The sequence below is a fragment of the Kumtagia ephedrae genome, assembly GCF_003012745.1.
In the GTDB taxonomy this organism is placed as follows: Bacteria; Pseudomonadota; Alphaproteobacteria; order Rhizobiales; family Rhizobiaceae; genus Kumtagia; species Kumtagia ephedrae.
The window spans coordinates 20561-42149 of sequence record NZ_PXYK01000009.1 but is presented as its reverse complement, the minus strand read 5'-3'; the positions used below and the strand labels follow the sequence as shown (position 1 = coordinate 42149).

At 67.4% G+C, this 21589-nt stretch carries 21 protein-coding genes; 15 read left to right on the top strand and 6 right to left on the bottom strand.

Annotated features, from left to right (window positions below):
- Positions 1 to 37: 37 nt before the first annotated feature.
- Entirely contained in the window at positions 38 to 637 is a 600-nt protein-coding gene (locus C7I84_RS10960) for a TetR/AcrR family transcriptional regulator (RefSeq protein WP_106772219.1), read from the bottom strand.
- A 198-nt stretch (positions 638 to 835) separates the two neighbouring features.
- On the opposite strand from C7I84_RS10960, the gene C7I84_RS10955 reads away from it, so the two are divergent.
- From C7I84_RS10955 to C7I84_RS10935, 5 genes are all read left to right on the top strand, one after another.
- Positions 836 to 1774, top strand: a complete 939-nt coding sequence (locus tag C7I84_RS10955; RefSeq protein WP_342587161.1) for an NADP-dependent oxidoreductase — start codon at positions 836 to 838, stop codon at positions 1772 to 1774.
- A 97-nt stretch (positions 1775 to 1871) separates the two neighbouring features.
- Entirely contained in the window at positions 1872 to 2846 is a 975-nt protein-coding gene (locus tag C7I84_RS10950; protein ID WP_106772218.1) for an alpha/beta fold hydrolase, read from the top strand.
- A gap of 359 nt (positions 2847 to 3205) precedes the next feature.
- Complete coding sequence (locus C7I84_RS10945; protein ID WP_106772217.1) at positions 3206 to 3832, top strand: class I SAM-dependent methyltransferase; 627 nt, start codon at positions 3206 to 3208, stop codon at positions 3830 to 3832.
- 191 nt (positions 3833 to 4023) lie between these two features.
- Positions 4024 to 4656 (top strand): SH3 domain-containing protein, encoded by a 633-nt coding sequence (locus tag C7I84_RS10940; protein WP_245428390.1) that lies wholly within the window; start codon positions 4024 to 4026, stop codon positions 4654 to 4656.
- Between the two features lie 281 nt (positions 4657 to 4937).
- Positions 4938 to 5411: a VOC family protein gene (locus C7I84_RS10935; protein ID WP_106772374.1), complete on the top strand. Its 474-nt coding sequence runs from the start codon at positions 4938 to 4940 to the stop codon at positions 5409 to 5411.
- A gap of 92 nt (positions 5412 to 5503) precedes the next feature.
- Here C7I84_RS10935 and C7I84_RS10930 read toward each other — a convergent pair whose 3' ends face one another.
- The gene (locus tag C7I84_RS10930) at positions 5504 to 6064 is read right to left on the bottom strand and encodes a TetR/AcrR family transcriptional regulator (protein ID WP_106772216.1); all 561 of its coding nucleotides are present in this window, start codon (positions 6062 to 6064) and stop codon (positions 5504 to 5506) included.
- Between the two features lie 80 nt (positions 6065 to 6144).
- On the opposite strand from C7I84_RS10930, the gene C7I84_RS10925 reads away from it, so the two are divergent.
- The 6 genes from C7I84_RS10925 (at position 6145) to C7I84_RS10905 (ending at position 12747) form a co-directional block, all read left to right on the top strand.
- Positions 6145 to 7644, top strand: a complete 1500-nt coding sequence (locus C7I84_RS10925; RefSeq protein ID WP_106772373.1) for an MFS transporter — start codon at positions 6145 to 6147, stop codon at positions 7642 to 7644.
- 234 nt (positions 7645 to 7878) lie between these two features.
- Positions 7879 to 11358 carry a carbamoyl-phosphate synthase large subunit gene (gene carB, locus C7I84_RS10920; RefSeq protein WP_106772215.1) on the top strand — a complete coding sequence of 1160 codons (3480 nt, stop codon included), beginning with the start codon at positions 7879 to 7881 and terminating at the stop codon, positions 11356 to 11358.
- 165 nt (positions 11359 to 11523) lie between these two features.
- The gene (locus C7I84_RS10915) at positions 11524 to 11751 is read left to right on the top strand and encodes an amino acid transporter (protein WP_106772214.1); all 228 of its coding nucleotides are present in this window, start codon (positions 11524 to 11526) and stop codon (positions 11749 to 11751) included.
- Positions 11748 to 11885, top strand: a complete 138-nt coding sequence (locus C7I84_RS30005) for a hypothetical protein (protein WP_165816046.1) — start codon at positions 11748 to 11750, stop codon at positions 11883 to 11885. Before C7I84_RS10915 ends, C7I84_RS30005 begins: the two co-directional genes overlap by 4 nt.
- Positions 11886 to 11983: 98 nt before the next feature.
- Positions 11984 to 12295, top strand: a complete 312-nt coding sequence (locus C7I84_RS10910) for a YcgJ family protein (RefSeq protein ID WP_106772213.1) — start codon at positions 11984 to 11986, stop codon at positions 12293 to 12295.
- Positions 12296 to 12315: 20 nt separating this feature from the next.
- Complete coding sequence (locus C7I84_RS10905; RefSeq protein ID WP_106772212.1) at positions 12316 to 12747, top strand: hypothetical protein; 432 nt, start codon at positions 12316 to 12318, stop codon at positions 12745 to 12747.
- 941 nt (positions 12748 to 13688) lie between these two features.
- On the opposite strand, the gene C7I84_RS10900 is transcribed toward C7I84_RS10905, so the two are convergent.
- Positions 13689 to 14090 carry a lysozyme inhibitor LprI family protein gene (locus C7I84_RS10900; protein ID WP_106772211.1) on the bottom strand — a complete coding sequence of 134 codons (402 nt, stop codon included), beginning with the start codon at positions 14088 to 14090 and terminating at the stop codon, positions 13689 to 13691.
- A 131-nt stretch (positions 14091 to 14221) separates the two neighbouring features.
- On the opposite strand from C7I84_RS10900, the gene C7I84_RS10895 reads away from it, so the two are divergent.
- Positions 14222 to 15088 carry an SDR family oxidoreductase gene (locus tag C7I84_RS10895; RefSeq protein WP_106772210.1) on the top strand — a complete coding sequence of 289 codons (867 nt, stop codon included), beginning with the start codon at positions 14222 to 14224 and terminating at the stop codon, positions 15086 to 15088.
- Positions 15089 to 15220: 132 nt separating this feature from the next.
- Here the strand turns inward: C7I84_RS10895 and C7I84_RS10890 are convergent, their stop codons facing one another.
- The gene (locus C7I84_RS10890) at positions 15221 to 17347 is read right to left on the bottom strand and encodes an OmpA family protein (protein ID WP_106772209.1); all 2127 of its coding nucleotides are present in this window, start codon (positions 17345 to 17347) and stop codon (positions 15221 to 15223) included.
- Between the two features lie 158 nt (positions 17348 to 17505).
- On the opposite strand from C7I84_RS10890, the gene C7I84_RS10885 reads away from it, so the two are divergent.
- The 3 genes from C7I84_RS10885 (at position 17506) to C7I84_RS10875 (ending at position 19422) form a co-directional block, all read left to right on the top strand.
- Positions 17506 to 17952 carry a YcgN family cysteine cluster protein gene (locus C7I84_RS10885; protein ID WP_106772372.1) on the top strand — a complete coding sequence of 149 codons (447 nt, stop codon included), beginning with the start codon at positions 17506 to 17508 and terminating at the stop codon, positions 17950 to 17952.
- Between the two features lie 158 nt (positions 17953 to 18110).
- Positions 18111 to 18476 carry a hypothetical protein gene (locus tag C7I84_RS10880; RefSeq protein WP_106772371.1) on the top strand — a complete coding sequence of 122 codons (366 nt, stop codon included), beginning with the start codon at positions 18111 to 18113 and terminating at the stop codon, positions 18474 to 18476.
- 226 nt (positions 18477 to 18702) lie between these two features.
- On the top strand, positions 18703 to 19422 hold the full coding sequence (locus C7I84_RS10875) for an SIMPL domain-containing protein (RefSeq protein WP_106772208.1): 720 nt from the start codon (positions 18703 to 18705) through the stop codon (positions 19420 to 19422).
- A 179-nt stretch (positions 19423 to 19601) separates the two neighbouring features.
- Here the strand turns inward: C7I84_RS10875 and C7I84_RS10870 are convergent, their stop codons facing one another.
- Together C7I84_RS10870 and C7I84_RS10865 are read right to left on the bottom strand one after the other, a co-directional pair.
- Positions 19602 to 20465 (bottom strand): SphA family protein, encoded by an 864-nt coding sequence (locus C7I84_RS10870; protein ID WP_165816045.1) that lies wholly within the window; start codon positions 20463 to 20465, stop codon positions 19602 to 19604.
- 264 nt (positions 20466 to 20729) lie between these two features.
- Positions 20730 to 21527, bottom strand: coding sequence for a hypothetical protein (locus C7I84_RS10865; protein ID WP_106772206.1), 798 nt, complete (start codon positions 21525 to 21527; stop codon positions 20730 to 20732).
- Positions 21528 to 21589 lie beyond the last annotated feature (62 nt).

Sequence of the window (21589 nt, the reverse complement as noted above, 5' to 3'; positions counted from 1 at the left end):
CGGCTCATCCGAGCGTCCGCCCGCTCTGGCCTGAGTATCAACCGGCCTTGGCCGGATAGCGCTTCAGCGTCGCCGTGAACATGCCCGCCAGCGCCTCCACCGCCTCGTCGCGCGAGACGCGGCCCGCCGCGGCGTCTTGCGCCAGCGCTTCGGCCGCGCCGAGACAGCCAAGCAGCACGGCCGTGTCGTTCGGCGGCAGTTCCACGAAGCGGCTAAAACCTTCCCGGTAGCGCTCGACATAGCCGCGCCGCAGCGACTGCCGGAAATCGGCCGTCTCCTCCGTCGCCGACAGCGCGGCGAAGGCGGCGCCCATCGCGGGGCCCATGTCGAGCACGCAGCTCACATAGGACGAGGCGAAGATCGAGGCGACATCCTCCAGCGTCTCGCCGCCGGCGGCCAGCGCCTCGCGCTGCGCCTGCATCTGCCGCTTGTCATAGGCGCTGCAGATGGCGATCAGGAGACCGGCGCGCGTGCCGAAATGCTCGTAGGCGATCGGCTTGCTGACGCCGGCGCGCTCGGCCAGATAGCCGAGCGTCAATGCGTCGGTGCCTGTCTCGCCCATGATCGCCTGGGCGGTCTCGAGCAACTGCTCGCGCCGCTCCGCCCTCGGCAGTTTTTTTGCTGCTGTTCCAGTCATTCCGACTTGTGTGGCCCACACCGCATCCGGCGCTCGGCTTGACATCGCTCCATCGCGGCGCATATTACCAGAAGTAACTTACTGGTGGTAAGTTACTTCTCTTAGCTTCCTATATAGGAGATTCTCGTGACCATTGCAGCCCGCGAAATCCACCTGAAGAGCCGCCCGGCCGGCCTGCCCGGTCCGGAAAACTTCTAGTTGGTCGAGCGCCGCCTGCCGGTGCCCGCCGAAGGCCAGCTCCTCGTCCGCACGCTGTGGATGTCGGTCGATCCCTATATGCGCGGCCGCATGGTCGACCGCCCCAGCTACATCGCGCCGTTTCAGGTCGGCCAGCCGCTCGAGGGCGCGGCCGTCGGCGTGGTCGAGCAGTCCGCCGCGCCGGGCTTCGCGCCGGGCGCCGTCGTCACCCATTTCTCCGGCTGGCGCGACCGCGCCGTGATCGACGCCGCGACGGCGGGCAAAATCGATCCCGCCGCGCCGCTCCAGGCCTGGCTCGGTCCGCTCGGCGTGCCCGGTCAGACCGCGCATGCCGGACTTCTGCATATCGCCGGGCTGAAGGAGGGAGACACGGTTTTCGTCTCGGCGGCGGCCGGCGCCGTCGGCTCGATGGCTGTGCAGATCGCCAAGATCAAGGGCGCCCGCGTCGTCGGGTCGGTCGGCACGGAGGACAAGGCGCGTTGGGTGCGCGACGAACTCGGCGCCGATGCCGTCATCAACTATCGCGCCGCCGGGGACCTCACCAAAGCGCTTGCCGAGGCAGCGCCCGAGGGAATCGACGTCTATTTCGACAATGTCGGCGGCGATCATCTCGATGCCGCGCTTGCCGTCGCCAACAGGTTCGCCCGCTTCGTCATCTGCGGGATGATCGCGCAGTACAACGACGAGACTCCGCCTCCAGGCCCGCGCAACATGACCGCGCTGATCGCCAAGCGCATCAAGATGCAAGGCTACATCATCCTCGACCATCCCGACCTCACGCCGCGGTTCACGCGCGAGATGCTCGGCTGGCTTGCCGAGGGCCGCATCCAGTCGCGCGATACGGTGGTCGAGGGGCTGGAGAACGCACCAAAAGCGTTCATCGGCCTGTTTTCCGGCGACAACACCGGCAAGATGCTGGTCAAGCTCGCCGGCGGCTGAACCGCCCTCCGAGACTTGCCGTTCGGTTCGCTCGGCCCACTCGTTGCGGCTTGCCTGGTCTGCCATTAATCTGAGGCGGAACGCGAGCGTGAGAGGCATGAGCGAACCGACGCAGCGAATCGTTGAAACCAACGGCATCCGGCTCAACGTGGCCGAGCAGGGAGAGGGGCCGCTGGTGCTCCTGTGCCACGGCTTTCCCGAATCCTGGTATTCCTGGCGCCATCAGCTGGGCGCGCTCGCGGCGGCCGGTTTTCACGCCGTCGCCCCGGACATGCGGGGCTACGGCAAGAGCGATCGGCCGGAGACGATCGAGCAGTACACGATCCTTCACCTGGTCGGCGACATGGTCGGCCTTCTCGACGCCCTGGAAGCGCCCAGCGCCGTCATCGTCGGCCACGACTGGGGCGCCCCTGTCGCCTGGCATGCGGCGCTGCTGCGGCCGGACCGCTTTCGCGCCGTCGTCGGCCTCAGCGTGCCGTTCCGGCCGCGCGCCAATGCGCGCCCGACCAGCCTCATGCCGCGCACGGCGGATTCCCAGTTCTACCAGCTCTATTTCCAGGAGCCCGGCGTCGCCGAGGCGGAGCTGGAACGCGACCCTCGGGCTACGGTGCGCACCATGCTCTACGCCGTATCGGGAGAGGGTACGGGCGCGGGCGCCGGAATCAGCATGGTCCCGCGCAGCGCCGGCATCCTGCAGGGCGTCGAAGCGCCAGCGATGCTGCCGCACTGGCTCGGCGAAAGCGACATCGATGTCTACGCCGGCGAATTCGAGCGCACCGGCTTTGCCGGGGGCCTCAACTGGTACCGCAACATCGACCGGAACTGGGAGCTGATGGCGCCCTTTGCAGGGGCGCGGGTCAACGTTCCCGCCCTCTATATGGCCGGCGACCGCGACCTGGTGGTGGCCTTCCCCGGTATGGATCGGCTGCTGGCCAATCTCAAGCTTTTCGTCCCGCAGCTCCGCGAGACGCTGATGCTGCCGGGCTGCGGGCATTGGACCCAGCAGGAGCGGCCGGACGAGGTCAACGCGGCGATAATCGGGTTCCTCCGGAGCTTGCCGGACCAGGGTTGATCCTGGATGCCTCATGTACGGCCAGGCCTCCTCGACATCGGCTACTGCGGGGGCGGGCATAGGCGCGACGTCGTCGTTCTCGCATCTCGGCGGCTGGCTCGGCGAAACCGGCCTCATTGCGATCCAGATCGTCGGCCCCGGCAATCCCGCTGCTTCTGCTCGCGGCCGTTGCCAGGCGTCGGCATATTCGGAAGGCGTGATGCTCTCCACCCAGCGTGCTGTCACACAGCCGCAATGGCGGCCCTGCATGATCGCCGGCCGATCCGGTCGGCGCGGGAGCCGGGGTGCTTGCCCTAATCCCGCCATGGAATCGGGGATTGTGCCGCAACGTCAGGCGGGGCCGTGACGAGAGGGACTTCATGACCGCAGATTGCGTCCAGGCGGATTTCTTCCGCTTCCTTCGTTCCTGGCTGGCGGCCCCGCTGCGCGTCGCTGCGGTGGCGCCCTCGGGACCGGCCCTGTCGCGGCTGATCACCTGCGAAATCTCCCCCGCCGACGCGCCGGTGCTCGAGCTCGGCCCCGGCACTGGCGTGTTCACCCGCGCGCTGCTGGCGCGCGGGCTCAGCGAAAGCGATCTCACCCTGGTGGAGTTCGGCCCGGACTTCGCGCGGCTGCTCAGGCTGCGCTTTCCCGCGGCAAATATCCTGTCCATCGACGCCGCGGCGATCGGCGCGACCGGCCTCTTCGCCGAGCGCCCGGCCGGCGCGGTGGTCAGCGGCCTGCCGCTCCTGTCGATGCCGCAGGCCAAGGTGGAAGCGATCCTTGCCGGCGCCTTTTCCTGCCTGCGCCCCGGCGGCAGCTTCTATCAGTTCACCTACGGCCCGCGCTGTCCCGTGCCCAACGCGATCCTGGACCGGCTCGGCCTGCAGTCCGTCCAGATCGGCCGGACCATGCGCAACATCCCGCCGGCGAGCGTCTACCGGATTTCGCGGCGCGGCGAGGGCGGGGTGCAGAGCGCTCCGGCCGTCGAGACGCTGCCGGTGTGATGACGGGCAAGCTTGCCGTTCCGGCGACCGGCCTGGATATGATATGGCGGACTCCCGAACGGATGCCGAAGGGCCGGCTCGAACGCGCGGCACGGTGGCATCCGGCCTTGTTTAGCCGTGGAACCGCCATGCGCTGTGGATTTCTTCTGGCCCTTGCGGCCTGTCTTCTGTTGCCGGCCGCCGGTCCGTCGATGGCGCAGACCGAGGCTCGTCCGCAAATATCCGAGGAGGCTGCCGGCTTCTTTGTGGTCGAAGGTGTCGCCAGCAACGACCTCCTGAACGTCCGCGCCACGGCCTCGGCGGGCGGCAGGGTGGTGGGGCGCCTGCCAAACGGCGCGCTGCTGCGCAATCTCGGCTGCAGCGACGTCAACGGCAATAGCTGGTGCGAGGTCGAGACGGTCGAGGCTCCCAGGATCACCGGCTTCGTCGCCGGGCGCTACCTGCACGAAACGCTCGCCGACGATCCCGGCCTGGCGCCGCAGGACGAGGCGAGCGCCGTCCCGCCGGCAGAAGAAGGCGAGCCGCCGGCGGAAGCGGAGCCGGCCAGGGTCGATGCGGCCGCCGAGATTCCCTGCTCACGCTATTATGGGCAGCCGATGCGCATGTGCGCCGCCTCCGTGCGGCGGGATGCGGAGAAGGAGGCGACGGTCACCGTCACATGGCCGGACGGCGGCCAGCGTGTGATCAGCTTCCGCAACGGCCGGGCCGATACCTCCGATGCGCCTGACCCGGTGAGCTACACCCGCGAGGCCGAACTCAACATCATCCGCATCGGCAAGGCCGAGCGCTTCGAGATCCCCGACGCGCTGGCGTTCGGCGGGTAGGGGTGGCTCGCTCGGTCCCGAGCCAGCCGTCTCCCGGATCGAGCGAAGTGGGATGGCTGGTTCGAAGCCGCCGGCAGGCCGCGTCCTGATCGAAACGCTGCCCGCATCTGGCCCTGGAAGCGGCGGTCCTGATATCGCACCTTTCAGGCATTGCCGGCGGAACGTCGGATGGTGCCAGCGCATTCTGTGAACGTTGTGCATTGTTGCGACGGCTGTGAACCGCTCCCAGTGCGCGGAAATCAGGACCGAGTAGGTTTCAAGAGAGAGGACTAGCAATGCAAATTGCCAAGAACACGATCTGCCTGTGGTACGACAAAGACGCCGAGGCTGCCGCCCGCTTCTATGCAGGGGTTTTTCCGGACAGCGCCGTGCATGCGGTGCACCGTGCTCCTGGCGACTACCCGTCCGGCAAGGAGGGCGACGTGCTGACGGTCGATTTCACGGTCGCCGGCATTTCCTGCATCGGTCTCAATGGCGGACCGATATTCAAGCACAACGAAGCCTTCTCGTTCCAGATCGCCACCGACGACCAGGAGGAGACCGACCGCTACTGGAACGCCATCGTCGGCAATGGCGGCCAGGAAAGCGCGTGCGGCTGGTGCAAGGACAGATGGGGCGTCTCCTGGCAGATCACGCCGCGCGTGCTGACGGAGGCGATGGCGGCCGGCGGCGCCGAGGCGAAGCGCGCCTTCGAGGCGATGTTGGACATGCGGAAGATCGACGTCGCCGCGATCGAGGCGGCGCGGCGCGGCTGACGGACAGGACGCCTGAGTCGGGTCCCGAACCGGAGCATGGTCGAGCGAAGCGGGGTGACCGGTCCCGAAGCGAGGTGACCGGTCCCTAATCCTTACCTGCCGGGCGACTCATCCTCGCCGGCGACCGACAGCATGTCGGCGAACAGCGCATCCCATTGCGCATCGTCGAGATCGATCAACCCGAACGTTCGCAGCATGAACGCACCCTCGCCGGCGAGGAAAGCCAGGGCGGCGCGCCGGTCCGCCCGATCCGTCATGTCCAGCTGGGAGAGGCGGCTGGTGTACCAGGCCCGGCTTGCCGCCACCTGATCGGGGCGCTGAAGCAGCGCCGTCATCATCGCCGCCGAACGGGAGTATTCGGACTCGTCGCCGTCGCGCGTCGCCTCCAGATGCCCGCGGATGACGGAGCGCGGCGACCTGTCCTCGCCGATCCGCTGCATCACGTCGCGTTCGAAGGAATCGCCCCAGCGCTGGATCATCGAGCGGATCAGGTTCTCCTTGGTTCCGAAGCAGTATTGCACGCCGCTCTTCGTGATTCCGGCCGCCTTGGCCACGGCTTCGAAGCTCAGAGCGGCGGCGCCCGTCTGCGCCACAAGTGCCTCGGCGGCATCCAGAACCTTGTCCCTGTCGATGCTTCGCGGGCGCCCAGCCATTAGCCTCTTCCATTTCAATACGATCGTATTTATATCGGCAGCCATGTGCCGGCAACCGGCGCATGTCGAAGGAAAATCCGATGTCGCACCAAAACCGATGGCTGGTCCTCTGCATAGTCTCCAGCGCCCTTTTCCTGATCGTCATCGACATGACGGTGCTCTACACGGCGCTGCCGACGCTCACCCACGACCTCGCCGCCACGGCCACGGAGAAGCTCTGGATCGTCAACGCCTATCCGCTGGTCGTGGCGGGGCTGCTGCCGGGCCTCGGCACGCTCGGCGACAGGCTGGGCCACAAGCGGATGTTCATGGCGGGCCTCGTCGTCTTCGGTGCTGCGTCCCTGGGAGCGGCCTTCGCACCGTCGTCCGCGGCCCTGATCGCCGCCCGCGTGCTCCTCGCCGTCGGCGCGGCCATGATGATGCCCGCTACGCTCTCGCTGATCCGCCTCACCTTCACCGACGAGAAGGAGCGCGCATTCGCCATCGGCATCTGGGCCGCCGTCGCCTCCGGCGGCGCCGCGCTCGGTCCGGTCGTCGGCGGGCTGCTGCTCGAATATTTCTGGTGGGGCTCGGTCTTCCTGATCAACGTGCCGGTCGTGCTTCTGGCGCTGACCGCGAGCGCCCTGCTGCTCGCAACCCGCCCCGGCGACGCCAGCCGTCCCTGGGACCTGGTGGGCTCGGTGCAGGTGATGGTCGGCCTGATCGGCGTCGTCTATGCCGTCAAGGAACTCAGCAAGCGCGATCCGTCCTGGATCGCCGCCGCTGCCGCGTTCGCGCTCGGCGCGGCAGCCCTGATCGTGTTCGTGCGCCGGCAGCGCCGCAGCGCAGCGCCGCTGATCGACTTCTCGCTGTTTGCCGATCCGCGCTTCTCCTCGGGCGTGGCGACCGCGCTGGTGGCGTCGGGTGCGCTTGTCGGCGTCGAGCTGGTGTTCAGCCAGCGGCTGCAGCTCGTGCTCGGATACTCACCGCTCGAGGCGGGTCTGCTGATCCTGCCGATCCCGCTGGCCGCCTTCGTGGCGGGTCCGCTCACCGGGCTGGCCTTGCCCTGGGTCGAGCCGGCCCGCATCCTGATGGGTTCCCTCCTGCTGACCGGCGTCGCGCTTGCGGCGTTTCTCCTGGCCTATGACGGACCGACGGGGGTGTGGCTCACGCCGCTCGCGGTCATGGGTTTCGGGCTCGGAGCGGCGATGACGGCGGCCTCCAGCGCCATCATGCTTTCGGCGCCGGAGGAGAGGGCGGGCATGGCAGCCTCCGTCGAGGAAGTCTCCTACGAACTCGGCGGAGCGCTCGGCATCGCGCTGCTCGGCAGCCTCATGTCGCTTCTCTATACCAGCGCGATGATCGTCCCCGCGGGCATGGCGATCGCTCCGCAGGCGCGCGACAGTCTCGACGAAGCCCTCATGCTCGCGGCCACGCTGCCGGCCGGCCAGTCCGTGCAGGTCGCCACGCTTGCCCGCGCGGCATTCGACCAGGCGTTCGTAGGCGTTGTCGCTGCGGCGATCGCATGCCTGCTGCTGGTGGCCGGGCTCGTGTGGAACGTGTCGCGCAGCAGGGGCGGTTCCTTCGTCCGCGAACGGTGATTCTGCCCGGCGGGGTCGTGCTCGTCCTGTCCTGGACGGGAACTCTCCCGCAGCCGCTGGCGCCTGAGGGTTCGCTGCCCGCCTTCGCAGGGCGGGCATACACATTTTCGGGGTTACATAGCGGAAAACTCTCCCCTATAAGGCCCGCCTAGCCTGACACCTGAATTTCTCTCGCGCACCGGCCGGGCACGCCCGTACCGGTCTTTCGCGCGGGGCCAGATCGACGAGCGAGCCATGCCGAAACGCACCGATATCAAATCGATCCTGATCATCGGCGCCGGCCCGATCGTCATCGGCCAGGCCTGCGAGTTCGACTATTCCGGCACCCAGGCCTGCAAGGCGCTCAAGGACGAAGGTTTCCGCGTCATCCTGGTCAATTCCAACCCGGCCACCATCATGACCGACCCGGAGCTGGCCGACGCCACCTATATCGAGCCGATCACGCCGGAAGTGGTGGCAAAGATCATCGCCAAGGAGCGGCCGGACGCGCTCTTGCCGACCATGGGCGGCCAGACCGCGCTCAACACCGCGCTGTCGCTGCGCCGCATGGGCGTGCTGGACCGCTACAATGTCGAGATGATCGGCGCCGACGCCGCGGCGATCGACAAGGCCGAGGACCGCTCGCTGTTCCGCGAGGCGATGCAGAAGATCGGCCTGGAGACGCCGAAATCGATGCTGGCCAATGCCTCGGCCGTCAAGGACGCCGACCGCAAGACGCACGAGGCCGAGCGCGCCGCGCTGAAGGCCGAGAAGCCGGACAACCTCGACGCCGCGCTCGACGCGCTCGAAACAAGCTGGAATCTCGGCGAGGGCGACCGCAAGCAGCGCTACATCAGCCACGCCATGGCGATCGCCGCGCAGGCACTCGACCATGTCGGCCTGCCCGCCATCATCCGCCCGTCCTTCACCATGGGCGGCACCGGCGGCGGCATCGCCTACAACCGCGCCGAATTCTTCGACATCGTGCAGTCCGGCCTCGACGCCTCGCCCACCACCGAGGTGCTGATCGAGGAGAGCGTGCTCGGCTGGAAGGAATACGAGATGGAGGTCGTCCGCGACCGCGCGGACAATTGCATCATCGTCTGCTCGATCGAGAACATCGACCCGATGGGCGTGCATACCGGCGATTCGATCACTGTCGCGCCGGCGCTGACCTTGACCGACAAGGAATACCAGATCATGCGCAACGCGAGCATAGCGGTGCTGCGCGAGATCGGCGTGGAGACCGGCGGCTCCAACGTGCAGTTCGCCGTCAACCCGGCCGACGGCCGCCTCGTCGTCATCGAGATGAACCCGCGCGTGTCGCGCTCCTCGGCGCTTGCCTCCAAGGCCACCGGTTTCCCGATCGCAAAAATCGCGGCGAAGCTGGCGGTCGGCTACACGCTGGACGAGCTGGAGAACGACATCACCGGCGGCGCCACCCCTGCGTCGTTCGAACCCTCCATCGACTATGTCGTCACGAAAATCCCGCGCTTCGCCTTCGAGAAATTCCCGGGTGCCGAACCGGTGCTGACCACGGCCATGAAGTCGGTCGGCGAGGTCATGGCGATCGGCCGCACCTTTCAGGAATCGCTGCAGAAGGCGCTGCGCGGACTTGAAACCGGCCTCACCGGCCTCGACGAGATCGAGATCCCCGGCGCCGACGGCCCGGAAGCGAAGAACGCCATCCGCGCCGCGCTGGGCACGCCGACGCCCGATCGCCTGCGCATGGTGGCGCAGGCGATCCGCATGGGCACCTCGCTGGAGGACGTCCACCAGATGTGCCGCATCGACCCGTGGTTCCTCGAACAGATCGACGGCATCATCGCCATGGAACAGCGTGTGCGCGAGCACGGCCTGCCGGAGGATGCCGACAATCTGCGCATGCTGAAGGGCATGGGCTTTTCCGACGCCCGCCTCGCCTCGCTCGCCCGCCGCGAAGCCTCCGAGGTGGCGAAGCTGCGCGAAAGGCTCGGCGTGCATCCGGTCTACAAGCGCATCGACACCTGCGCCGCCGAATTCGCCTCGCCGACGCCCTACATGTATTCGACCTACGAGGTTCCCTTCGCCGGCGAGACCCGCTCCGAAGCTGAGGTTTCCGACCGGAAGAAGGTCGTCATCCTCGGCGGCGGACCCAACCGCATCGGCCAGGGCATCGAGTTCGACTATTGCTGCTGCCACGCCGCCTTCGCGCTGCGCGACGCCGGCTATGAAGCGATCATGGTCAACTGCAACCCGGAGACCGTCTCCACAGACTACGACACCTCCGACCGCCTTTATTTCGAGCCGCTGACGGCCGAGGACGTGCTGGAGATTCTCCGCGCCGAGCAGGCCGCCGGCACGCTGCACGGCGTCATCGTGCAGTTCGGCGGGCAGACGCCCTTGAAACTCGCCGACGCGCTGGAGAAGGCCGGCATCCCGATCCTCGGCACCTCGCCCGACATGATCGACCTTGCCGAGGACCGCGACCGCTTCCAGAAGCTCCTGCGCAAGCTCGACCTCACCCAACCGAAGAACGGCATCGCCTGGTCGGTCGAGCAGGCGCGCACCGTCGCCACCGAGCTCGGCTTCCCGCTGGTGGTGCGCCCGTCCTACGTGCTCGGCGGCCGCGCAATGCAGATCATCCACGACGAGGGCATGCTGCAGACCTACCTGCTCGACACCGTGCCCGGCCTGGTGCCGGAAGACATCAAGCAGAAATATCCCAACGACAAGACCGGCCAGATCAACACGCTGTTGGGCAAGAACCCGCTGCTGTTCGACACCTATCTGTCGGGCGCCATCGAGGTCGACGTCGACTGCCTGTGCGACGGCAAAGACACCTACGTCTCCGGCATCATGGAGCATATCGAGGAAGCCGGCATCCACTCAGGCGACTCGGCCTGCTCGCTGCCCGTCCACTCGCTCGCCCCGGAGCTGGTCGACGAGCTGGAGCGCCAGACGGCGGCACTTGCCAAGGCGCTGAACGTCGGCGGGCTGATGAACGTGCAGTACGCGGTGAAGGACGGCACCATCTTCGTGCTGGAGGTTAACCCGCGCGCCAGCCGCACCGTGCCGTTCGTGGCCAAGACCGTCGGCAAGCCGATCGCCAAGATCGCGGCGCGCATCATGGCCGGCGAGACCTTGGACGATGCCTTCGCCCATTACGGCGCCAAGCCGGACGCCCGCAACCCAGGCCACGTCGCCGTCAAGGAGGCGGTGTTCCCGTTCGCCCGCTTCCCAGGCGTCGACATCCTGCTCGGCCCGGAGATGAAGTCGACGGGCGAGGTGATGGGGCTGGATCGCGACTTCGCCATGGCCTTCGCCAAGAGCCAGCTCGGCGCCAACATCGATCTCCCCCGCTCGGGCACGCTGTTCGTGTCGGTGCGCGACGAGGACAAGGCGGGCATCCTGCCGGCGGTCAAGCGGCTGGCCGGGCTGGGCTTCAAGGTGCTGGCGACTTCCGGCACCGCCCGCTTCCTGGTCGAAAACGGCGTCGAGGCGCAGAAGATCAACAAGGTGCTGGAGGGCCGCCCGCACATCGAGGACGCCATCCGCAACCGGCAGGTGCAGATCGTCTTCAACACCACCGACGGCCAGAAGGCGGTGTCGGACTCCAAATCGCTGCGCCGCGCCACGCTGATGCAGAAGGTGCCGTATTACACCACGCTCTCCGGCATGGCCGCGGTCGCCGAAGCCATCGCCGCGCTCAAGGCCGGCAGCCTCGAGGTCAGGCCGCTGCAATCTTATTTCTGATGCGCCGACGCCCACCTCCCCCTTGAGGGGAGGTGGGCGCGCGCAGCGCGCCGGGTGGGGTCGCCGCGGAAGTGCGCCATCCATAATGGGAGCTGTCGTCGATTTGCGGCGCGTTGACCCCGCTGCGGCTCTCGTGTGAAGTGCGCTCGGGGGATTTCCGACGCCATGAGTCTGATCCGTAATGAGCGCCTGAAGCTTTTCGCTACCTATCTCAACGGCTTGGCCATCGCACTTTTCGCGGTCGGCGGCTTGGCTCCAGTTTTCTCGACGCTGTACGGTACCGTGACGAACAGCTCGACGATATCGGTTGTGGTCGTCAGCGTGATTTGTCTTGTCGTGTCAGCCGCACTACATTGGATGGCGAGCCTGGTGCTCAAGAGGCTATTGCCATGACCACCATCCAGATGCTTTCCCTACTCATCATGCCGGTCGGCGCTCTCGTCATTGCGGGCCTGGGGTTGCTCTGGATACGGACCTGGGATGATGAACGTCCGAAACCGGGCGAACATCCGCATCCGGGCGAGTAGCCGTTCGCCAAGCCATCTATCGGCCCCATCCCCGCTTGCCACCGCCGCTTCGCCCGGCATACTCTCCCGCCACCATCAACAAATCGGGAGGGGCGCCGATGCGCGGGACACTGGCGAGACTGGCACTGGCGGGAGCGCTCGCCTTGTCGATGACGGTGCCGGGGCTTGCCCGCCACTGGCATTCCGACGACACGGCCGCGCTGGTCGGCGGGCTGGTGCTGGGCGGCATCGCGGCCGCCGCCATCTCGCACGACCACCACCATCGCGACCAGTACATCCCGCCCGCGCCCGCCTACCAGCCGGCCGCGCCGTTTTCCCCGGCGCGCGGCGTGGTCTGCTATCCGCGCGAGGGCGCCTGCTACGACAATGACGGCGACTTCCTGCCGTCCTGGACGCACCGCGTCTTCTGATTGTTTTGGGGATTTTCGCCATGCGCCATTTTCCGGCCCTCTGCCTCGCCGCCGCCCTGTCCGCCTCAGCCGCCCAGCCCGCGCTGGCCGACGAGCCCGACACCGCCTTCGTGCGCCTGCACGCCGTCGACCTCTTGGAAGGCGCGCTGACGCGCGAGCAGACGACCAAGCTGCAACTGATTGCACACCAGGCGGCCATCGCCGCCGCCTGCGACGGTTTCGTGCTCGACGACACCAAGATGAAGACGGCCTTCGAGGCGCTGGCGCCCGCCGACGCGGCAAAGATGACCGACGCGCAGAAGACCTATCACGATCAGCACGTGCTGGTGATTTACGGCGTGCTGGTCGGCGGCGAGCTTGCCGCCATGGCCGACGACGTCAGCAAGGCCTGCGCCCGCGCCGCCGAGTTCCAGGCCGACCCGGAGGCCGCGGCCGAGGTGGTGTGGCGGTAGGCTTCCTGCCTGGTGTTTCCTCGCCCCCACGAAGTGGGGGAGAGGTGTCGGGGGCGTAGCCCGAGACGGAGAGGGGGCAAGGACAGATTGCAGGGGACAATTTATTTTCTTTCCGCGGAAAAGCGGCGGCGTTCCAAGGCCGGCGCGGGCGGAAAAAGTAAACTGTCCCCGGCACTTGCCTGCCGTTGCTACGATAGCCGCTGCAAGAAACATGCGCTTTTCGCGCTGGTTTTATCCCCTTGCTCCAGACCTCGTGCATAATCTCCGGCAGTCCCTCCTGCGGGAACGCCGATCATGACGGTGGTCTGCGGGGAGGGATCGGTGTCCGGAGGGTAGCGGCTAACGTGGCCGCGAAGTCCGGGGTCGGTCCAGAGTTCCCAAGACTCCCCGCACCAGACGGGGACCAGGCGGGGTATGTCCGCCGCCGACACGCATATCGCCGGCGCATGCCGGGCTGATGCCTTGGTTGGGGAACGGAACCGGCCGAAAGCACCGGACGGGCGGCCGCGAGGTCGCATTAAAACTTAGATGCGCGACCCCGCGGCCGCCCGTCTTCCCGATCTTCTCAATGGCCAGACGGCGGTGCCGGGCGTGGCGAGGACGACGTATGCTCAGGGGACAGTTTACTTTCTTTCGGCAGAAAGGCCGCAGCAGTTCAAAGGTCGCGCGGGCCGAAAAAAGTAAACTGTCCCCGGCGCTTCCTCTCCCGGCGCTTCCCCCTCTCCGTCTCGGGCTTCGCCCTCGACACCTCTCCCCTGCGGGGGCGAGGAACCGCTGCCGCGATGCCGGCGCTCCTCCAGCCTGGGTTCCTCTCCCCCACGGAGTGGGGGAGAGGTGTCGAGGGCGTAGCCCGAGACGGAGAGGGGGACCTTGGCACGGAAAATGCCCGGCGGTGCGGCGCGCCTTACCCTCCCACAAGGGGGAGGATAAGGCGCGCCGCACTACTGCGCCGGCACCGGGCAGCTCATGTCGCCTTCCTCGCAGGAGAGATAGGTCCTGAAGTCCTTCACCCGCTGATTGGTGAGCGCCGCCTGGCACTCGGAATAGACCATCGGATAGGCGCTGCCGCCGTCGACGCCGGAGGCGTTGAAAGCGCATTCGGCGTCGCGGAAGGCGATCCAGGCGCGCTGCGCATGCACCAGCAGGTGTTTTGCTTTGGCGTCGTCGCCCAGCCGCTTCTCGATCTCCCTGAAGTCGGCGTTGAGTTTCTTGTCGGCTTCGGCGAACGCCTTGGCCGAGCATTTGTCCATGGTCGCCTGGTCCTGCGCGTTGGCGCAGTCGTCGGCCTGCGCCGCGGCGGTGGTGAGAAGCATGGCGCCGAGCGCGGCGAAGACGAGACGCATGATACGATCTCCGGTTGCAGTCGCGCCATTAGGCGCCACCCCCTTCCGTTGCGCAAGCCTGCCCACCCCTTGCCGGCCGCACATTTGGCCGCCACAACAAACTTTTGGTAAACAGGAGGAGGCGAAAGACCATGTCGCTCAAGGGCAAGACGCTGTTCATTTCCGGCGGGTCGCGCGGCATCGGGCTGGCGATCGCGCTGCGCGCGGCGCGCGACGGTGCCAACGTCACCATCGCCGCCAAGACCGACACGCCGCATCCGAAGCTGCCGGGCACGATCCATACCGCGGCGGCCGAGATCGAGGCGGCCGGGGGCAGGGCGCTGGCCGTCGTCTGCGACATCCGCGAGGAAAGCCAGGTCGCCGAGGCGGTGGCGAAGACGGTCGAAAAATTCGGCGGCATCGACATCTGCATCAACAATGCCAGCGCCATCCAGCTCACCGGCACGCTGGAGACCGACATGAGGCGTTACGACCTGATGCAGCAGATCAACGCGCGCGGCACCTTCTTGGTGTCGAAAATGTGTATTCCGCACCTGAAGTTGGCGAAGAATCCTCACATTCTGAATTTGGCGCCGCCGCTCGACATGAAGGCGAAATGGTTCAAGGGCCATGTCGCCTACACCATGGCGAAGTTCGGCATGTCGATGTGCACGCTCGGCATGAGCGCGGAGTTCGCGAAGGACGGCATCGCCGTCAACTCGCTGTGGCCGCTGACGGCGATCGACACGGCGGCGGTGCGCAACCTGCTCGGCGGCGAGCAGGTCGCCGCGATCAGCCGCTCGGCCGAGATCATGGCGGACGCCGCGCACACGATCCTCACCCGCCCGTCGCGCGAGGCGACCGGCAATTTCTACATCGACGAGGAGGTTTTGCGCGAGGAAGGCGTCACCGACTTCTCGAAATACGCGCCGGGCGCCGGCCCGCTCGCCGGCGATTTTTTCGTCCCGGACGAGGTTTTTGCGCGCACCGATACGAAAGTGATGAGGCAGTGGGGGTAGGGAGGCGACGCGCCGTCGGCCCGCCGCGGCCGGCTTTGCCGGGGTTTGAAAAGAACCCGGCCGGTCAATCAACCGGCCGGGCCTCTTTTGCCTGGTCCCGACTGGAGAAACGGGACTGGGCAGGGAAGCGCGCTACTGCGCCGACGCCACCGGGGCGACGAGCGGGGTGATGCGGCGGATCGCGACGCGGCGGTTCTCCCGCTCGGGCTCCTGCGTGCGCACCTTCAGGAACTCCTCGCCATACCCCTGGGTGGACAGGTTCTCCGGCGGGATGGCGAAGACGTTGGTCAGCGCCTCCGCCACCGCCTCGGCGCGGCGGTCGGACAGCGCCAAATTGGCGAGGTCGGAGCCGACGGCATCGGTATGGCCCTCGATCAGGATGGTCTCGGCCGGGTTCTTCTCGAGCAGTTTTTCGATCGCCTGGGCGACGCCTTCCAGCCGCGGGATCTGGTCCTCGGGAATGGACGCCGAGCCGAATTCGAATGTCAGCGTGTCGAGGTCGATGCGGCGGGTCTTGTCGCGGATTCTGGCCGAGCGCTTCACCTCGTCGACCGAATAGAGGCGCTCCACCCGCTCCACCGGCGGCTGCTCGAGGAATTCGTAGTAGACGTCCGGCTCCTCCACCGCGGCGGCATCGAGGATGTACTCCTCCTCCGGGATGTCGAGCCGGAGCGGCGGCAGGTCGAGGCCGGGATCGCGCCAGTCGCGCACCCGGTCGTAGTCGTCCTCCTCGACATAGGCGAGGATGTATTCCCGGTCGTCCGGCGCGATGCGCGAGCGGCGGATCACGTCGCCATAGGCGTTGCGGATGGTGACGACACGGGTGCCGTCCGCCCGAACGATCACCTCGCGGGTACGGCCGCGCGGCAGGTCCTCGTAATAGACCTCGCGGGCGCCGCGGGCCATGCGCGGCCGGTCGTTGCTCTCGACGATCACCTGATCGCCGAACCCGAGGATCAGCCTGTCGCCGATCTCGCGCAGCACGTCTGTGCCTTCCGGCCGCTCGCGCCGGCGCCAGCGGTCGTCGTCCGGCCGGCCTTCGCGGCGCCGGCCTTCCTCGGCGATGACCGGGCGGATCTCGGCGCGGCGCACAGACTCCTGCGCGGCACGGTCGCTGTCGGGCGGCGGACCGGCCGGGACCTCGGCGGCGGGCGGCTCGTCGGTCCGTGGCTCTTCCCGCCGCTCACGAGCCTGGTCCTCGCCGGTTCTGGGCCGTTCGCTGTCGCCGGCCTGCTCACGATCCCGGTCCCGCTCGCGGGCTTGATCACGGTCGCGTTCCTCGCGCGGCCGCTGCTTCTGGCTGTCGAGCACCGGGGCGGCACTGCCGTCGTCCGGCGCCTCTTCCCTGGCCGTGCGCTCGCGCGGGGTCGGCTCTTGCGGCTCGGCGCGCTCCGTCGGGCGGTCGCCGTCTTCCGGCGTTTCGGCTCTCGCGGGCTCGTCTCCGGCCTCGCGTCGCTGCTCGCCGTCACGCCTTTGCCGCTCGGCGGGGCGAGCCTCCTCAGGCGCGGCCTCCTCGCGCTGCTGCTCCTCGGCGCGCTGCCGCTCGGCATCTTGCGCGGCCTCGCGTGCTTTGCGTCGGTCCCTTGGCCGCTGCTCTTCGGCTTGCGGGTCGGATTCCTCGGCGGAGCCGGCCCGCTGCCGGTCCGCTCCACCGGGTTGCGCGTCCTGTTCCGCCTGGCGGGGCTTGCGGCGCGCCGGCTCTTCGGCCTGTGGCTCCTGCTGTTCCTCGGCCTGCCGCGCTTCGCGGGACTTCTTGCGGGGACGTTCCTGCTCCGCCTGGCGCTCGGCTTCGCCGGCTTCAGGCGGCTCTTCGGCCTGCGCCTCGCGGCTCTTGCGGCGAGGCCGCTCCTGCTCGGCTGCAGCGGGCTGCTCCTCGGCCTGCCGGGCTTCCCTGGCCTTTCTGCGGGGTTCCGCCTGCTCCTCGTCGGCCTGGCGTTCGGCTTCGCGAGCCCTTTTCTGCCTGGGGCGTTCCGCCTCGTCCTCGGAGGCCTCCCGCCGGCGGGGCTCCTCCTGAGCCTGCCGGCCCTCGGGTTCGGCCTGCCTCTCGGCGCGCTGCTTGCGCCTCTCGCGCGGTTCGGCTTCCTCCGAGCCGCCGCCGCGCGGCCGCAGCTCTTCCACGGACTCGTCGGACTGCGCCAGAAGGATCGCAGGTTCGAACCCTGTCGGGACCGGGTTCCGGGCGGGGAAAGCGCCGGCCGAGGCCGAAGCCATCACGGTCGCAAGCGCCGTTCCCGCCAGAATGCGGATGTTGCGGTTCATTCGAAAACTCCGTGCATACAGGGTCCCAACGCCCATGAAACCAGCATAGTCCCCACTTTGTTCCGGGTCGGGCGGCAATGGGGCAGGGGGGTGGCAGATGTGGCCTTGCGGCGACGCCATGGCTTGACGGCCGTCCCGCCGCGCTCCACATGGCCGCCATGGGCGAGCCGTTCTGGAAGACCAAGACGCTGGAAGAAATGTCCGCCGCCGAGTGGGAGTCGCTCTGCGACGGCTGCGGCAAATGCTGCCTGTCCAAGCTCGAGGACGAGGATACCGGGGAAATCTACTGGACCACCGTTGCCTGCCATCTGCTCGACACCGGCAGCTGCCGCTGCCGCGACTACGCCAACCGCAAGGCACAGGTGCCTGACTGCGTGCAACTCACGCCCGAGAACGTCCGCACCATCGACTGGCTGCCGTCGACCTGCGGATACCGGCTGGTCGCCGAGGGGCAGGAACTCTACTGGTGGCACCACCTGGTCAGCGGCGACCGCGACACGGTGCACGAGGCCGGCATATCGATCCGCGGCCGCGTCACCGCCTTCGACAGCGATCTCGCCGAGGACGAGGATTTTTTCGACCATGTGGTCGAGGCCGAACCGTAGGGCTTGCACCCGCTTTTCACCAAAACCTCCAGGCAAGACGCCTGCCGTCTCGATGAACGCCGGCTGAACGGTGGGTTCCGCGGCCGTTCAGCAACGATCCGTCATTCTGCGTCCAAGGCTGAGGCGAGAAGCGCCGGCCGATCGACAAGGAGATGACGATGTTCAACATGCTCAGGACCGCTGCCCTCTCGGCCGTCGTCGGTCTGACCGCGCTCACCGGCATGGCCGCCACCGCGCAGGCGGACGGGCTCTACCTCAACTTCGGCGGCGGCGAGTCGCGCGTCGGCGTCTATGTCGGCGACCACGGGCCGCGCTGGCGCCACGATCGCTGGGACCGCCGGGACCGGTGGGAGCGCCGCGAATGCACGCCCCGGCGTGCCGTCGACAAGGCCGAACGCCTCGGCGTCCGCCGCGCCCGCGTCGTCGACGTCGGCCGCCGCACCATCGACGTGGCCGGCCGCCGTCACGGCGAGCGCGTGATCGTGACCTTCGCCCGCGCGCCGCACTGCCCGATCATCCGCTGACCGCACGGCAGTGCTTCAAAACGGGTCTCCGGGACCGACGGCGGGTCGTTTTCGATGCCTGATCGAAGGACCATGGTCGAACGACGCCGCGTCCGCCGGTTTCGGAGGCTCTCGACAACGGAAGCTGTTATGGTTTCCCAGACAGCAGGGTCGGCATTTCTTCGCCGCAATCAGCCCACAATCCCTGCCTAACCGCATGGTTGCAAACGCATCCCAGGAGATTTTCATGATGCACCGCCTGTTGCCGCTGGCCCTCGCGGCCTCCCTCGTGGCGCCCGCCTCGGCCGCGCTCGCGCAGCAGTTGCCGCCGACTCCGCCGCGCATCATCGTCATCGGCGAAGGCGAAAGCTCGATCCCGCCCGATCTGGCCCTGCTGTCGCTCAGCGTGATGCGCGAGGCCAAGACGGCGCGCGAGGCGCTCGACGCCGCCAATGCGGCCATGGCGGCGGTCATCGCCGCGATGAAGGCGGCTGGTGTAGCCGATCGCGACCTGCAGACCGGCGGCCTGCAGATCAACCCCCGCTACAACTACGCGAACCGGCCGGACGGCACCCAGACGGCGGAACTCGCCGGCTATCAGGTCAGCAACACGCTGTCGGTGCGGGTGCGCGATCTCGCCAAGACCGGCGAGATCCTCGACAAGGCCGTGTCGCTCGGCGTCAACCAGGGAGGCGGCATCTCCTTTGCCAACGAGGACCCGTCGAAGGCGCTGACCGACGCGCGCAAGCGCGCCGTCGCCGACGCGATCGAAAAGGCGCGCACGCTGAGCGAGGCAGCCGGCGTGGGCCTGGGCAGGGTGATCGAGATCGCCGACCAGAATTTCGCGCCGCCGCCCATGCCGATCACCGCGAAGGGATTCGACCGCGCCGAGGCTCAGGCGGTGCCGGTGGAAGCCGGCGAGAACGCCTACCGCGTCCAGGTCACGGTGACCTTCGAGCTGAAGTGACTGGCAGACCGACGACAAGGTGTCGGAACTGTAGTGGGTGACAGGATCGGCCGGTGCGCACGCAGCGCGCCGGCGGTGGCCTCGCCTGCTTCTGCCAGATCGGGACACGCGCCGAGTGACAAGTGTCGCGTCGAACCTTGCGGCGCGATAGCGGATGGAACGGGTTGTCGCGGTTACCCTCAGAACTTTCCGCTGATCTGGAAGACGAGCGCGTCGCCCTTCATGCGGTTCTTCACATCAAGCTCGTGCGACCATTTGAAGATCAGGTCGAACTCGGTCGTCTCGGAGAATTTCGCCTTGTACTGGACCAGGGGCCCGACGGCGACGGAGCGGCCCTTGAAGCCGTCATGGGCGTCGGCGAAGTCGCTGTCGTCACCCTCGACCTGATAGAGGAAGCCGGCGATCGCGCCGACCGACAGATTTTCCGTCACCTTCTTGGTCAGCGCCAGGTCGAGATGCGCCAGCGCGCCGCTGTAATAGTCGGTGTCGGTGTTCTTCGTGTTGATGTCGATGCCGAGATTGGCGGAGAAGTCGAGCCCGTGCTCGGGAAACAGCCGGGTGAAGGCGACCGCAGGCGTGAAGGTCCAGTAGTTCAGGCCCACGAAGGCGAGGGCGCCGTCCTCCCATCGGCCGGTTGGCGCCGTGACGGTGAGCGAGGTCGAGAAGAACGTGTTTAAAGCGTCGTCGTGCCAGCCCAGCAGGATCGGGGCGATGGCGATGTCGCCGATGCCGGCCATCTCTTCGTGTGCCGCGAAGGGGCCGACCACCGCGTCGGCGCCCGTCCAGCCGATCGGCAGGATGCCCTGCACGGCATAGGTCCAGTTACCCGGAAGGTCGATGCCGGGCACATACACCCCGGCAAGCGCCGTGATCCAAATGTCCGCGCTCAGTCCGACAGCGACAGAATTATCTCCGAACGGAACGTCCGCGCCCGCCTCACCATGATAGTAGACGTTCTCGATGGCCCAGTAGGCGCCCGGAACCGGCGGCACGATGCCCATGCCCGGACCGGCGAAGGCGCCGGGAATGTAGCGCCCCGCCACGGCTTCGGTAGCTTCCGCGCGTCCGGCTCCGGCAATCGCGGCGAGGAATGCGGTCGCGGCTAAAAGGCGTGTCGACCTGCCCGATCTCATCTCTCGTCCCCTGTCGCTGAGATGTTTGCGTTGTCGCGAGTTATCTGCCCTGTCCGTCCTGATGCCCCGGCCGCCACCGTATCACAGGCCACGCACCAGAACCCTGCCGATGATGAACTTCTGGGCGCGTCGTGCATGCCGACTCGGCATCCTCATCCTTGCTTTCCCCGTCCTTCACTGCCCGATCGCGAACTGAAAGTTCACGCCGGCGAAAATCTGCCATTCGGGCTGTCCGGCGCCGTGGCTGAAGAGCGTGTACTGCGGCTCCGCGAAGGCGTTCATCGTCACCTTGTCGTTGACGGGAATGACCTTGCCCAACCCGAGGCCGACGGGGATCGAATAGTTGCCGCTCTCGATATCAAAGTTCCAGATCGCCGACGACCTGACATACCAACCGTCCGACAGGTTGAAATTGACGATCGGCTGAAGCGTAAGCAGCGATACATCCTCCCGGTCGCTGTCGCCCGCGAAGGAGTGCTGGTAGGTCACCAACCCGCCCAAGAGGCCCCAGTGCTGGGGTGCGATGGCGATGCCGGCAGCGCCGGCCTGCCACTTGCCCGCGCCGAGCACATCGTCGGTCGCGGTGGGCACAACCAGGATCGGACCCGCCCCTAGCGTCACGTCCTCCACCTTCGGCAGCACGAAGAGGTCCATCAGGGTGAGGTCGCCAAGACCGGTGACGTAGCCGTCCGGAAATTCCGGAGCGCTCGCGACGGGCAAGGTGAACCGGAAGAGTTGAGGAGCGCCGAACAGGTCGGACGGGATCAGGCCGCGCAGCAGGAACTGGTTGGCGTACCGGTCGTCGAGATCGGTCAACTCCGGTACGTAGTAATCGTGGAAGTTGACCGTGATCTTCGGCGTCAGCGGGTTGTTGGCTTCGTTGACGTCCGCATGCTCCTGCGCGGTCGCCGCAATGCTCCAGCAGCAGACCGCCGCCACTGCCAGAAGGAACGTGCTGAAGCGAAGCGGCATGGTAGCCCCCACACATGGCCAGAGGCTGATCGTTGGCCCCGTGGCAACGTTAGTCAAGACGA

Coding starts and splice junctions, on each gene's coding strand:
- C7I84_RS10915 (WP_106772214.1), top strand. CDS start 11,524: ATGAGTCTGATCCGTAATGAGCGCCTGAAGCTTTTCGCTACCTATCTC.
- C7I84_RS10875 (WP_106772208.1), top strand. CDS start 18,703: ATGATGCACCGCCTGTTGCCGCTGGCCCTCGCGGCCTCCCTCGTGGCG.
- C7I84_RS10905 (WP_106772212.1), top strand. CDS start 12,316: ATGCGCCATTTTCCGGCCCTCTGCCTCGCCGCCGCCCTGTCCGCCTCA.
- C7I84_RS10940 (WP_245428390.1), top strand. CDS start 4,024: ATGGCGCAGACCGAGGCTCGTCCGCAAATATCCGAGGAGGCTGCCGGC.
- C7I84_RS10930 (WP_106772216.1), bottom strand. CDS start 6,064: ATGGCTGGGCGCCCGCGAAGCATCGACAGGGACAAGGTTCTGGATGCC.
- C7I84_RS10910 (WP_106772213.1), top strand. CDS start 11,984: ATGCGCGGGACACTGGCGAGACTGGCACTGGCGGGAGCGCTCGCCTTG.
- C7I84_RS10945 (WP_106772217.1), top strand. CDS start 3,206: ATGACCGCAGATTGCGTCCAGGCGGATTTCTTCCGCTTCCTTCGTTCC.
- C7I84_RS10865 (WP_106772206.1), bottom strand. CDS start 21,527: ATGCCGCTTCGCTTCAGCACGTTCCTTCTGGCAGTGGCGGCGGTCTGC.
- C7I84_RS30005 (WP_165816046.1), top strand. CDS start 11,748: ATGACCACCATCCAGATGCTTTCCCTACTCATCATGCCGGTCGGCGCT.
- carB (WP_106772215.1), top strand. CDS start 7,879: ATGCCGAAACGCACCGATATCAAATCGATCCTGATCATCGGCGCCGGC.
- C7I84_RS10885 (WP_106772372.1), top strand. CDS start 17,506: ATGGGCGAGCCGTTCTGGAAGACCAAGACGCTGGAAGAAATGTCCGCC.
- C7I84_RS10900 (WP_106772211.1), bottom strand. CDS start 14,090: ATGCGTCTCGTCTTCGCCGCGCTCGGCGCCATGCTTCTCACCACCGCC.
- C7I84_RS10925 (WP_106772373.1), top strand. CDS start 6,145: ATGTCGCACCAAAACCGATGGCTGGTCCTCTGCATAGTCTCCAGCGCC.
- C7I84_RS10895 (WP_106772210.1), top strand. CDS start 14,222: ATGTCGCTCAAGGGCAAGACGCTGTTCATTTCCGGCGGGTCGCGCGGC.
- C7I84_RS10890 (WP_106772209.1), bottom strand. CDS start 17,347: ATGAACCGCAACATCCGCATTCTGGCGGGAACGGCGCTTGCGACCGTG.
- C7I84_RS10960 (WP_106772219.1), bottom strand. CDS start 637: ATGACTGGAACAGCAGCAAAAAAACTGCCGAGGGCGGAGCGGCGCGAG.
- C7I84_RS10950 (WP_106772218.1), top strand. CDS start 1,872: ATGAGCGAACCGACGCAGCGAATCGTTGAAACCAACGGCATCCGGCTC.
- C7I84_RS10880 (WP_106772371.1), top strand. CDS start 18,111: ATGTTCAACATGCTCAGGACCGCTGCCCTCTCGGCCGTCGTCGGTCTG.